Genomic DNA, 12,541 nt, shown 5'->3' with positions numbered 1-12,541 from the left:
GTAAGGCGTAGGTCTTTCGATAGACGCTGTAGGCCGGGAGAAGCCCGAGAGCCTTTGTAGTGAACGATTCCCTGCCGCAGATTCTCTCTCCCAGACGAATCATACTCGTTGTTCCCCATCTCATGCGTTCTTCTGCCATATGTACCGAAAACGCACGGTCGTCCCGCCTCTTCTCCCCGCTGCTTTCCAGTCTTCACCGGGCTCTTTATGACTGTTCTCCGGGCGATCCGCCTGGACGGCTCTCCACCGGCGCATCGGGATAGTATACCCCCAAACAACGTATATAAAAATTGGTATGCTGTCATCTCTCCCATTCGGGATCAGGGTTCTATGGACGAACGGATCGCCATCCGGGGGAAATACGACGGGCGTCCGGATCCGGTTCTTCTCAACAGACTGCCTGATTTCCCGGATTTCCCGTCAAAGAATACCTTTTCGGAAACATGACCCGGTAATCTGGCTAATTGGATAAACTATAAATATGCGAAAGCCTATCAGGGGTATGTCTTGGTAAGATAAGGCGACAGTCACCGGGAACGTGCGCCTTCGGTATTGAAGGTGCATGCCCGGAACAGGGGGGATAATTATTCTAGATAGGGCCGTACCTGATAGCAGTAGCAGTGCAGAGACCTTCACGGGTCACTCATCGGAGAATGATATTTTAAACGAGATCCGGGCACTGGCCGGCGGGCTGCGCAAACGGAATGGAAACGCTCCGCAAGACCTCGATTTTACGGTTCCCATCGGATGGGAGGAGCGGATTGGACATCTCGACGATCAGCCCATCCGGCGGCTGATCATCTTCCTCCGGTCAACGGGGTGCGAGTGGGTCGAGAAGACGGGGGGGTGCACCATGTGCGGTTTTTACTGTGCAACCTCCCGGGGCAGGGAGGTATCGGCTGACGAATACATTGCGCAGTTCGAACACGTGATGGATGCCGTCGATCTCGGTGATTACCCGATCGTCTCGATCTACAACGACGGCAATATCTTTAACGAACGCGAGATGCCGGTTGCCGCCATCGAGAAGATCTGCTCGTATATCGACGGCTATCGAACCATCAAGAAGGTGGTCGTCGAGTCGAGGATCGATTATTCCCCCGACGAGCACGTGGCAAAGATGAAGAAAGCCTTAAACGGGCGGCAGCTCGAGGTGGCGTTCGGGTTCGAGTCTGCAAGCGCCCAGGTGATGAACCTCTGCATCAACAAGGGGTTCTCGGCCAACAACTTCGATCTCTTCCATTCGAGGATGCGGGGAATGGGCGTGCTGACAAAACCGCTCCTCCTGGTAAAACCACCGTTCCTCACCGAAGGGGAAGCGATAGACGACATCCTGCGGACCATCTCCTACTGCATCTCCCGCGGGATCGACTACCTCGACCTCGAGGTGACGACGGTCGAGAAGAACACCGTCGTCCACGAACTCTGGAAGAACGACCTCTACCGCCCGCCGTGGCTCTGGACGATCGTCGAACTCCTGCAGCAGTGCCGGGAGCGGTTCGGGGACCGTGCCCACGTCTACGTCAGCCCCTGGAACTACTCGGTCGAGTCGCTCGACTGGGCCCGGAACTGCGGGGAGTGCGATGCCGGGATCACCGAAGCTATCCAGCGCTACAACTCCCGTTTCGACACGGCGGAGTTCGACGGCCTGGACTGCTCGTGCCGGGAGGAGTGGCATGAGGCTGTTATGGCAGAAGACCTCCGCACGATCCCGGAGCGAATCAGCGAGCATCTGGCGTTTCTCAGAAAAACCCGGATTTCGTCTCTGTAAGCGTTTTTTTTGTATTGGTTACGAGCCCACCGTCCGATGCCCGGGCTCTCCCCGGGCGTTTTTCTATGGGGTGACGCTCCGAAGGAGCGGAGCATGAGAAACCGTTCGTGGAGCGTTGTGCCGGGATTTCACCACCTGCGGGTATGGGGAGACTCTGGAGAAGAACGGCGTCCCGGCTTTCCACCGCCCGTTGCCGGGGCGGGGTGGGGTTTAGCGGTGTCCTTGAATCAGGTAGAGACAGGGGAGGGGGCAGGCCCCCTCCCCGTCGGCCCCTCCCCCGTGGCGATACCCCCACGGTCCACTGCATGGGAAGGCCCCGATGAAGAACTGACTTCCAGGTAACTCCCGGGATACGGCTTCCCACTGAGTATCGCCACGCACTGCCCCCGCCCCCCACGGGCGGGGGAGGAGGCCGAAGGCCGGGCGGGGTGGGGGCTACAGGAAAGTCTTACACGGTAGAGACAGGGGAGGGCGGATACTTCCCCCGCCCCGCGATGGCGATATCACCACGCACTGCTCTCGCTGTGGCGGGTGCAAAAACCCGCTCTCGCCACTAAAATCGCATCACAACCCGACCCGTCCGATATCAATCTCCCGCGCCGCCCCGGTGTCGATCGACTCCCATGCCGCAAATGTTGCCAGCGTCGTCGCGACGCTTCCGGCGAAGTCCGGCTCCTCGCCCTTCACGAACGCCAGGAGTTCCTCGGCAAACCCCTTCTCCTGGGTGAGCCACCGCTTCTCCCGCGATGCCCTCCCCTCGCGCCGGAGTTCGAGGTCGCGGAAGTCGGTGATCCTCCCGACGGCGTTGCCGGCGAAGACCTCGACCGTCTCTTTGGGGTAGGAGCGGTCGCCGAGCGTCGTGTAGGTGACGGTGCCGAGCGACCCGTCGTCGAACGTCAGGGTCGCCTGGAAGTTGTCGTACTTCCGGAGCGTCCCGGTCGGCTCGATCGCCCGGGCGACGACCTGAACCGGCCGCGCCCCGGTGATGTACTGCATGAAGTCGATGAAGTGGCAGCACTCCGAGATCAGCATCCCGCCGCCCTGCTCGTCGTCGTGCACCCAGTGCTCGGGCGGGATCTGCCCGGCGTTGACCCGGTAGTGCAGGACGGCGGGGGTTGGACGGTTTGCGAAGAACCCCTTCATCCTCACCGCAAGCGGGGAGTGGCGGCGGTTGAACCCGACCATCAGCCGCTGCCCGGACTCGTTTCTGGCCTCGACGATGCGGCGGAGGCTCTCGATATCGGTCGCGAGCGGCTTCTCGACGAAGACGTCTTTTCCGGCACGCAGCGCCTCGATTGCCATCGGCGCGTGGAGATCGTTCCTCGTCGCGATCATCACTGCGTCGATGTCGGGGTCGTCGAGGATCCTCCGGTAGTCGGTGGTGCAGTAGGAAAAGCCGTACTTCTTCGCGACCGTCTGCGCCGAGAGTCCCGTAGCGGTCGCGAGCCCCCCGAGGTTCACCGGGAGGGCGGAGAGGTGCGGGTAGAGGGCGCTCTGGGCGTGAACTCCGGCACCGATACACCCGAGCGTCCGGGCTGCGGCCGGAGCCTTGCGCCTCCGTGCGCCGGGTTGTGGGAAGCGGACGACGGTGCCGGAGGCGCCCGAACCGTTCGGGCTGTACTGCAGGAGAACACCGATGAACCGTTCCTTTCCGGAGTTGATGAGGTCGTAGGCCCCCGGCGCCTCGTCGAGCGGGAAGGTGTGGGTGATCAGGCGGTCGAGGTCGATCTTCTTCTGCCGCACCAGTTCGAGGAACGCCTCCATGTTCCTCTTCTCCGTCCACCGGACGTAGATCGGGTAGTCGATCCCCCGCTCCTCGTAGTTCCTGTCGTAGCGGCCGGGGCCGTATGAGCGGGAGACGACGACCTCCGCCTCTTTCTCGTAGAAGACGTCCCGGGGCACGTCCATGCCGACGTTCCCGACGACCACGACCCTGCCCTGGCTCCGGACTAGGCGGCCGGCAGCCTCGATGGGTGCGCTTGACCGGGTGGCCGCGGTGATGACGACCGCGTCCGCACCGAACGGCGAGAACGCCCGCACCCTCTCGAAGAGGCCGTCGTAGCTCGAGACGACGTCAGCGCCGAGATCCGCCGCGAGCGCGAGTTTCTCGGGGTCGATGTCGATCCCGATCACCCGGCACCCCGCGGCTTTGAGGATCTGGACGGTGAGAAGCCCGATCAGCCCGAGCCCGATCACCGCGACGTTCTCGCCCACCGTGACGTTCGCGTTCCTGACCCCGTGCATCGCGATCGCTCCCACGGTCGTGAACGCCGCCTCCCGGAACTCGACGCCGTCGGGGATCCTGACGCAGAGATTCTTTGGAACCGAGACGTATTCCGCATGCACCGCATACCCGGCTCCGGCGCAGGCGACGCGGTCGCCGACCTCGAACTCGTCGGACGCCGTCGTCACCACCGTCCCCGCAGAGCTGTAGCCGAGCGGTTCGGGTTTTGCAAGACGGCTCATCGCCTGCCGGTAGGCCGGGAGGGGGCCGTCCGTCCCGATCTTCTGGATGACTTTCTTCACGTCGTCGGGGCGTGCCTTCGCCTTCCCCACGAGCGACTGCTGTGCGAGATTGATCAGCGACGACTCGGTGCCGGCGCTGATGAGGGAGTAGGCGTTCTCGACGACGACCCCCCTCGTGACGGCGGGAACGGGAACGTTCTCCACCTGGATGGACCCTGACTGCAGGTCGAGCAATACCTGTTTCATGCGTGGTTCTCCCATACGCCCGACTGGCTGAGACAGTCGAGCACCTCCGAGGTCATGAAGAGATCGGGGAAGTTATTCGACGGTTCCACGGTCGACGACCGGATCCGGAGGAGCCGGCAGAGTGCCTCGAACGACCGCGTCTCCGCGGTTCTGCCGTATCGCCGCCGGGCGATCTCGCGGTACACGCCGTAGCCGAACCGGAACGCCCGGTGCCGCAACGGGTAGTCCCCGAGCGACGCCGCCTTCGCTGCCGTGGCGAAGGACGGGACGAGACCGGGCCAGGAGCCGGGCTCCCACCGGGGGGCGAGCCCCTGTACGTCCCGTTCGAGCCGTTCGAGCCGTTCGAGGCAGCGGTCGGCGTGCTCCCGGTACCGCCCGTCAGTCCGCGAGGCGTAGACGAACGAGGCCAGGCCAAATGCATACGCCCCGGAGAGGCAGTAGGCGAAGGAGAGGCCGCTCTTCGACCAGTCGAACCGCCCGTCGGGGCGCTGGGCGGCCGCGAGCCACCGGACACCATTTCCGATACTCTCGTCGATACGCTCGTCGCACAGGACGTCGTTTGCCTTTGCGAGGTAGTAGGCTGTCACCCCCTGGTAGTGCACGCAGGGGAGGTTGAAGATGAAAGGATAGGTTCCCTTATCGACCGCGTAGGGGTAGACGCCGTCGGGGCGCTGGTGGCGGACGACGTTCTCCGCCGCCCGCAACGCAGCCGCACGGGCTTCCTCATCGTCGTAGCGCTCCGCGTACCGGGCGAGGAACGCCCCGCAGGAGGCGTCGACGTTCAGGTGGTCGGCGGTGTAGCCCCGGGACTTCAGGAAACACCCCGGGCTCCTCTCGGCGGCGAGGACGTAGTCCCGGGCTTTTCGGAGTTCTTCTTCGTGCGGGTACCGATCCGCCGCCTCCAGGAGCGCGTCGCCGATGAACGCCGTGATCAAGGCCGAAGGCTTGTTGTAGTTGACGTGAACCTCGTTCCAGGACCCGTCCGGGTTCTGACACCTTACGGCATAGTTCAGGATCGGGCCCACGAGTGGGTCGCCCCCCAGACGGAGCATCGTTTTTGCGACTTCGGCGTGAACGCGGTTGCGGATGACCGGAAAGACCGGATCGCGGATGTATGCGGTCTCGCCGTCGACGACGGCAAGCGCCCGGACCTCTTCGGCAACCCGGGAGAGAAGCGATCTTACGCGCCCGTCCATGCCATCCTCTCGATATAGTGCTTCAGTTTCAGGGCGACCGATCGCCGGTCGTAGTGCTTTGCGACGTACTCCCGGCCCCGGCGTCCCATCTCCTCCATCTTCTCGGGGTCGTCGAGGAGTTTCGAGAGCGTCGCGGCGATCGCCTCGGGCGTGTTCTCGGCGATGACCCCCGCACCCGACTCCTTCGCGAGATGGGCGATCTCGCCGTTTCCGCAGCCGACGAAGGGTATCCCGCAGGCCATGTACTCGTAGGCCTTGGTGGGAGCCGCGTATTCGAGGTTCGCGAGCCTCTTTAAGGGCGCCACCCCCACAAGCGATTCGGAGAGCAGCCGCGGGATCTCCTCGCGCGGAAGGATGCCCGTGAAGATGACGGAGTCGGTCAGGCTCTCCGCCTTCACCAGCCCTTCGAGGCTCTTCCGCGTGTCGCCGTCCCCGACGATGACGAACTTCAGGTTGTAGGTGCCGTTCATCGACTTGACGGCGAGAGCCACCTTGTCGAGATCCTGGGCGTGCCCGACGTTGCCGGCGTAGATGATCTGCCGCTTCTTTTCGCCGTCTGTGGGGCGGAAGAACTCGGTATTGACGCCGTTCGGCAGCAGTTCTATGGGAGCGGTAACCCGGTAGCGCGACGAGATCCTCCGCCCGAGTTCCTCCGTCGTGACCCCGACGAGATCCGCCCGGTCAAGACACGCCTGTTCGAACCTCCGGCTCAGCCTCTCGTAGAGGCTTCCTTCCCTGAGGAACCCGAGGCCTATCGATGCATCGATCCAGAGGTCGCGGATATCGAGGATCCACTTCACCCGTGACGCCCGTTTCAGGACGTACCCCGGGATCCCGGTGAAGAGCGGCGGCGCCGACGTCATGATTGCGTCGAACCGGCTCCGGGTGAAGAGGAGCCAGAGTGCGGCGTGGACCGGAAAGGAGAGGTAGTAGGCCATCCTGCTTGCAAACCCCGGATCCCCGGAACCCGGCTGCCAGGTCCAGAGGCGGACGACCCGGATCCCGTCGACCTCCTGCACGTCAGAGCGCTTCCACGTACGGGGGAACGAGCCGGTGGGGAACGTGGGGTGCGGCGCAAGCACGGTCACGCCGATACCCAGTTTTGCAAGGTGCGCGGCGGTGTCGTAGATGCGTGACGCGTTTCCCGATTTCTCCGGCGGAAAGTGTTGCGATACGATGCATACCTGTTTCATGCAACTCCTCGTAGTATCTGAATGGGTCGTGGGGGATGGTGGCGAACCCTGCCCTGCGAAACCTGAACGGGAGGACTAAAGGAAGCCCTCCCGCCCGTTCGGAGAGAGCAGGGATATGGACGGCGGCGATGGCGGTGCAATCGGTCGCGCAGCGCTTGCAGGGTACAGCCCTGTCGGGACCGCGATCTCACCCGGAACCGTCTGCTGCACCGATGAGCCGTCGCCGAGCACGCGCACGGCAAAGCCCCGGTCGGTCCACTTCTCGTGGTCGAGGATATTCCGGGCATCTATGACGAGTTTCGTCCTCACCTGGAGCGTTGCCGGATCGAGTCTCCGGAAGCAGTCGTGATCGGTGAGAATGACGATACAGTCGCTCCCTGCAGTCGCTTCCGGGAGATCCATGAGAGGATGCGCGAACTCCGCCGCATACGGGTCGTGGCACCGGACGGCATATCCTTCGTTCTCGGCGAGCTGGAGAAACTTGAACGCCGGGCTCTCCCGGGTATCGCCGACGTTGCCCTTGTAGGCGACGCCGAGGATGCTGATCGTCGGGTCCCGGATGCCGGCGAGCAGGCCGCGTGCGATATGCAGCACGTAGTTCGGCATGGAGTCGTTGATCTCCCGTGCGGTCGAGACCATCCTGCACCGGGTCGAGTTCTCGGTCAGGAACCAGGGGTCGACGGCGATGCAGTGCCCTCCGACACCCGGGCCGGGGTTGAGGACGGTGACCCGGGGATGTTTGTTTGCGAGGGTGATGGCCTCCCAGACGTTGATTCCGCACTCTTCCGCGAGCTGGGCGAACTCGTTTGCGAGCGCGATGTTCACGTCGCGGCAGGTGTTCTCCATCAACTTGACGAACTCCGCCGTCCTCGCATCGGTCTGGTATATCTGCCCGCGGACGAAGGTCCGGTAGATCGCGGTCGCCCGGTCGGTGGAGTCCCGGTCGTAGCCGCCGATGATGCGGTTGTTGCCCGTCATCTCGGAGAGGGTCCGCCCCGGTATCGCCCGCTCGGGGCAGTGGGCGTAGAGGAAGTCTCCGGCGGCAACGCCGCTCTTCTCGAGTCTCGGGATGATGACCCGTTCGCTGGTTCCGGGGGGGACGGTCGATTCGAGAACGACCAGATTCCCTCTGCGAAGATGGGGAGCGATCATGTCGGCGGCGCTCTTGACGTAGGCGAGGTTGGAGACTTTCGTTGCCGGATCCAGGGGTGTCGGCACGGCAATCAGGAAGACGTCCGCGGCCTCCGGTTCGGTTCTGACGAGGAACCGGCTTTGAGCCTCGCGGTACAGGTCGTCGAGCCCCGGTTCTGCAAACGGCAGGCTCCCGCGGTTCAGGCAATCCACCACGCTCTGCTTCACGTCGACGCCTACAACATCCGCCCCGTGAGCCGCAAACAACAGTGCAGTCGGCAGTCCTATGTATCCTAATCCCAGTACACAGATCTTCATGTGCATTCTCCTCGGGCAGTCATTGGGACCGTGCGGCTGCACAGACCATGACAATCATTTTTCCGGCGATTCCATCGCCGTAGGGGTTCTTCCACCCGCATTTCCAGGATTCTATGGAACGAACCGCTTCGAGTATCTTTCTTGAGTCGGCACCGACCAGGACGTTCGATCCGACGTCCAGCGTCTCGGGCCGCTCCGTGTCGTACCGCATCGTGGCACAGGGGACGCCGAGAACACAGGTCTCTTCCTGGACGCCGCCGGAATCGGTCAGCACGAGTTTCGCCTGCGACTCCAGCTGCAGGAACTCCAGGAACCCGAAAGGTTTGGTGAGGTTCAGCCCGTCGACGCCGATGCCGAGTTCCTTGATCCGCTTCTCGGTCCGCGGGTGGACGGGGAAGACGACCGGGAGGGAGAACTCCTTCTGCACCCCTTCGAGCCCTTTTAAGATCTCTTTGAGCCGGGTCCGGTTGTCCACGTTCTCCTGCCGGTGGGCGGTGACGAGGAAGTATCCACGGGGTTCGAGGTCGAGTTCTTTCAACACGTTGCTCTTCTTCTGCGCTATGCCGAGGTTCTGGTATACCGCATCGACGACGGTGTTGCCGGTCACGCAGATCTTCTGCTCGGCGATCCCCTCATGGAGGAGGTTCCCTCTCGCGCTCTCCGTCGGGGCGAAGAGGTAATCCGAGATATGGTCGGTGAGCACCCGGTTGATCTCTTCCGGCATCCAGCGGTTGAAACTCCGGAGCCCCGCTTCGATATGCCCCACCCGCATATGCAGTTTCGACGCCGCGAGAGCCCCGGCCATGACGGTGTTCGTGTCTCCCTGCACCAGGACGACGTCGGGCGACTCCTTTACGAGGACGTCCTCGACGCCGGTCATGATCTTCGCCGTCTGGCCGGCATGGGTGCCGGAACCCACGTCGAGGCTGTAATCCGGGTCGGGGAGTTCAAGTTCCTCGAAAAAGAGCCTGTCCATCTCGTAGGAGTAGTGCTGCCCGGTATGGAGGATGAAATAGTCGATACCCCTGCGTTCGCATTCCCTGATGACGGGGGACATCTTGATGATCTCCGGCCGCGTGCCGAGTACCACTCCAATCATTCTTCACGTCTCCTCTGCATCGTGTTCTTCACTCCGCTCACTTCCGCATCCTTGCAACGAGGGCAAGCGCCAGGCCCAGCATGAGTGCGACGGTCCCCGGAATCAGGAAGAGCGATGCAAGCATGCCCTGTTCGATCGGGACGAGGCCGGTCTCGCTGAATCCCCGGAGGAACTGAAGGAAGAAGTAAATCCCGGCAAACATCGCGACAATCCCGGGCAGGCCGATGTGGAGAAGTGGTTTTCTCTCCACGGCAAGCCAGAATATCGATCCGAGCACCTCCACTCCATGAGAAAGCGGGTTCTTTGTGGATGTATCGAAATCACCGTACCTGCAGTTTATCGGCGTCTCCCCGATGCGCAGGCGCCTCTCCTGGGCGATCTGGAGCATCTCCGATTCGGTCGAGAAATCGTCCATCCTGAGCGTTCCGATCATCGATTCCATGGTCTTTCTGTTCAGCGCCCGAAAGCCGCACTGCGAGTCGGTTATCGCACTTCCGTTGCTGGAGACGATGTCGAGCACCGCCCGGCCGAACCGCCGGTAAAGCGGCATCTGGTCGAAGGTTCGAAATCCGATGACGAGATCGGCGGCATCGGCGCGGATCTGCTCGACCAGAAGAGGTATCTCCCCGGGGTCGTGCTGGCCGTCGCCGTCCATGAAGACCAGGCAGTCGTAGTCGTGATCGACCGCATACTTAAGAGCGCTCTTGATCCCCTGTCCTTTCCCCTTCTGAGTCCCGTGCGAGATGACGGTCGCCCCTGCATCCCGGGCAACCTTCGCGGTGTTGTCCGTGCACCCGTCGTCTATCACCAGGACCTCGTCGACGTGCTGCCGGGCCCGCAGGACGACGGAGCCGATCGCGACCTCTTCGTCGAAGCAGGGGACCGCCGCAAGCGTCCGCATCCTGCTCGCCCGCCGGGACACAACGGCGGAACCTTCGGTGGTCTCGCTCACCACCCGCCGGTTCCCCGGAGCCGCGGGCGTCCTCAGGGGATTGACCTGCTCCTGGACCTCACAGCGGAGGGCCGGGACGTCTATCACGCTCTCCTGCCCGATGCTCCGGGGGATATGGCGGTCGATCCATCTGTCTCTCTCTGCATCTAGATACTGCGGCAACGGCACAGTTGTTTCTTCGGCGAACCACCCCTCGAGGTGAGCGGGTTGCCTCGCCCGAACCGGATCCTTGTCGTACATCCACTTTCCCCTCTTGACGTACTGAAACCGGACTGTTCTGGCATATATTAATAGGTTATTATTAATCAAAAGTACTAAACATATGTAAAAAGTAAATGCAATATTGTTTACCTGCGTGCCCCTAAATCGTACCCGACTGGTTAAACGTTTCGGCCCGGGCGAGAATGGTCGCCGCCTTCCGCCGGGAGCGGGGGGGAACTCCTACGGCGTGATTCCGGCGATCTCCGGTCTTATCGAGTGCCACGTTTCGGAAGGATTAAGTGAAGCAGTCCTGGATGATGGGCGGAGGGGTTCTTTTCCCCTGCCGCACCGCTTTCGGAAGATCCATCGCCTGTGGCCTGATCCTTTCAAAACAGCGATAATAAGGTGGGTCGGTTTCCCGATCCCCTCTGAAGCATTGTGCTTCATTGGGAAGTATTATATCCCGGGTGTGTCCGGCTGCCGGAGACCCGGTGCGAGGTGTGCGGAGACCTCCGCCATGAGGGCGTGGTAGCGGCGGCGGTCGGTCAGATGCCGGCTGCTCTTTGGGTCGATAGGAAGCGGCGTAAAGGAGATCCTGTGATCGATATCCCAGAGGATCAGCCCCTCGGGGGGCGCCGCAGCGACTCTCCGCTCCGCCGGTCCGGCGAGGAGCCGTGCGACATCCCCGGCTTCGGCCTCCCCCCTTCCCACCTCTCCGAGCATTGTCGCCATGCACCTGACCATGTTCCAGAGGAAACTCTCGCCCGTCACCTCGAACACGGCGAACCGCCCGTCTGTAAAGACCCGGGACGCAAGGATCCTCCGCTTGGGGTTCCGGTCGCCGGCACGGGCGAATGCCGAGAAGTCGTGCCGCCCGAGAAACTCCTGTGCCGCTTCGTGCATGGCGGCGACGTCGCCAGGGGCGGAGAAGTAGTAGCGGTATGTCCGCGATACGGCACTGTACCGGGGGTGGAACCCCTCCGGGGCCTCGGCCCATCCCGTGCACCAGATGTCTCGTGGGAGCACCCGGTTCAGTGCTTCGATCGCCAGCTCCGGCTTATCGGTCAAAAACGAACAGACCTGGCACCGGGCGTGCACCCCGCGGTCGGTGCGGCCGGCGGTGGCGAAGCCCGCCTCCCTCCAGTCGCCGAAGAGCCGTAGAATCCTGCAGGCCTCGATGAACTCGCCCTCCACGGTGCGGAGATCGGGCTGCATCTGCGAACCGAAGAACCGGTCGCCGAAGTACGAGAAGCGGAACGCCAGGTTCATCGATGTACCGTCCGCCGGATTCTCCGGAGAGCGCCCTTGAGGGACTGGCGGGTGTAAGTGCGGAGCGGGGTCATCCTCCCGCCCGCCATCGTCCGGCCTTCCCGGATCGCGGAGAGGATGGAGGCCGCATCGGGCTCGGCCGTGACGTAGGTGACCCCGAACCCGACGTAACGGGCGTTGTGGGCGTCGCTCCCGGCAACGCCGGGCTTCCCGAACCTCTTTGCTATGACTGCGGCTTTCCGGTTCGCCGATCCGGTGATGTAGCGGCTGTTGAAGACCTCCACCGCGTCCACCGCGCTGATACCGGCTGCGAGTCTCCTCCCGACGCCGTGGCGCCAGCGGTGGTAGGGGTGCGGGAGGATGAGGAGAGCGCCCCGAACACGCGCGACGGTAACGGTCTCGAAGAAGTCGAGCCCGTCCGGGAGGGGTTCCGTGACGCCGAGCGCGAGGAGATGGCCCTGCTTCGTCGAGACCTCGGTGCCCGGGATCACGGTCACGGAGGTGTCGCACTCGAGGGCGTAGAGGGCACCTTCCACCGTATCGTGATCGGTGATCGCGATGGCGTCGAGGCCGACCACCTCCGCTCGCCGGAGAATTTCCTCCACACTGCTCTCTCCGTCCTTGGAGAACCTGGTGTGGACATGCAGATCGCACCGCAGCATGAGATCAGATTATTTGTCATCCCCTGAATAATAAGTG

10 protein-coding genes are annotated in these 12,541 nt (G+C 62.9%); 1 reads left to right on the top strand and 9 read right to left on the bottom strand.

The annotated features are described in order from the left end of the window. Window positions 1-120: 120 nt before the first annotated feature. The gene (locus tag L21_RS14435) at window positions 121-255 is read right to left on the bottom strand and encodes a hypothetical protein (RefSeq protein WP_256712920.1); all 135 of its coding nucleotides are present in this window, start codon (window positions 253-255) and stop codon (window positions 121-123) included. Window positions 256-562: 307 nt separating this feature from the next. On the opposite strand from L21_RS14435, the gene L21_RS09435 reads away from it, so the two are divergent. After that, window positions 563-1,771 carry an archaeosine biosynthesis radical SAM protein RaSEA gene (locus L21_RS09435; RefSeq protein WP_143727264.1) on the top strand — a complete coding sequence of 403 codons (1,209 nt, stop codon included), beginning with the start codon at window positions 563-565 and terminating at the stop codon, window positions 1,769-1,771. A 564-nt stretch (window positions 1,772-2,335) separates the two neighbouring features. On the opposite strand, the gene L21_RS09430 is transcribed toward L21_RS09435, so the two are convergent. The 8 genes from L21_RS09430 to L21_RS09395 all read right to left on the bottom strand — a co-directional run bounded on the left by L21_RS09430 (window position 2,336) and on the right by L21_RS09395 (window position 12,504). Next, the gene (locus L21_RS09430; RefSeq protein WP_074370225.1) at window positions 2,336-4,483 is read right to left on the bottom strand and encodes a bi-domain-containing oxidoreductase; all 2,148 of its coding nucleotides are present in this window, start codon (window positions 4,481-4,483) and stop codon (window positions 2,336-2,338) included. Next, on the bottom strand, window positions 4,480-5,679 hold the full coding sequence (locus L21_RS09425) for a prenyltransferase/squalene oxidase repeat-containing protein (protein ID WP_074370224.1): 1,200 nt from the start codon (window positions 5,677-5,679) through the stop codon (window positions 4,480-4,482). The genes L21_RS09430 and L21_RS09425 overlap by 4 nt, the downstream gene beginning before the upstream one ends. Continuing rightward, the gene (locus L21_RS09420; RefSeq protein ID WP_074370223.1) at window positions 5,664-6,872 is read right to left on the bottom strand and encodes a glycosyltransferase family 4 protein; all 1,209 of its coding nucleotides are present in this window, start codon (window positions 6,870-6,872) and stop codon (window positions 5,664-5,666) included. The genes L21_RS09425 and L21_RS09420 overlap by 16 nt, the downstream gene beginning before the upstream one ends. Window positions 6,873-6,947: 75 nt before the next feature. Then, window positions 6,948-8,321: a nucleotide sugar dehydrogenase gene (locus L21_RS09415; protein ID WP_074370222.1), complete on the bottom strand. Its 1,374-nt coding sequence runs from the start codon at window positions 8,319-8,321 to the stop codon at window positions 6,948-6,950. A 19-nt stretch (window positions 8,322-8,340) separates the two neighbouring features. Further along, window positions 8,341-9,420, bottom strand: a complete 1,080-nt coding sequence (wecB, locus tag L21_RS09410; RefSeq protein ID WP_074370221.1) for a non-hydrolyzing UDP-N-acetylglucosamine 2-epimerase — start codon at window positions 9,418-9,420, stop codon at window positions 8,341-8,343. A gap of 37 nt (window positions 9,421-9,457) precedes the next feature. Further along, entirely contained in the window at window positions 9,458-10,612 is a 1,155-nt protein-coding gene (locus tag L21_RS09405; protein WP_256712915.1) for a glycosyltransferase family 2 protein, read from the bottom strand. Window positions 10,613-11,029: 417 nt separating this feature from the next. Continuing rightward, a complete protein-coding gene (truA, locus tag L21_RS09400) occupies window positions 11,030-11,842 on the bottom strand; it encodes a tRNA pseudouridine(38-40) synthase TruA (protein WP_074370220.1) in 813 nt (270 codons plus the stop codon). Continuing rightward, the gene (locus L21_RS09395) at window positions 11,839-12,504 is read right to left on the bottom strand and encodes a CehA/McbA family metallohydrolase (RefSeq protein WP_074370219.1); all 666 of its coding nucleotides are present in this window, start codon (window positions 12,502-12,504) and stop codon (window positions 11,839-11,841) included. The genes truA and L21_RS09395 overlap by 4 nt, the downstream gene beginning before the upstream one ends. Window positions 12,505-12,541: the final 37 nt, after the last annotated feature.

Origin of the sequence: Methanoculleus chikugoensis, from assembly GCF_900095385.1 — an archaeon.
Classification (GTDB): domain Archaea; phylum Halobacteriota; class Methanomicrobia; order Methanomicrobiales; family Methanoculleaceae; genus Methanoculleus; species Methanoculleus chikugoensis_A.
The sequence above is the reverse complement of the archived record's forward strand: the minus strand, read 5'-3'. Positions and strand labels throughout refer to the sequence as shown.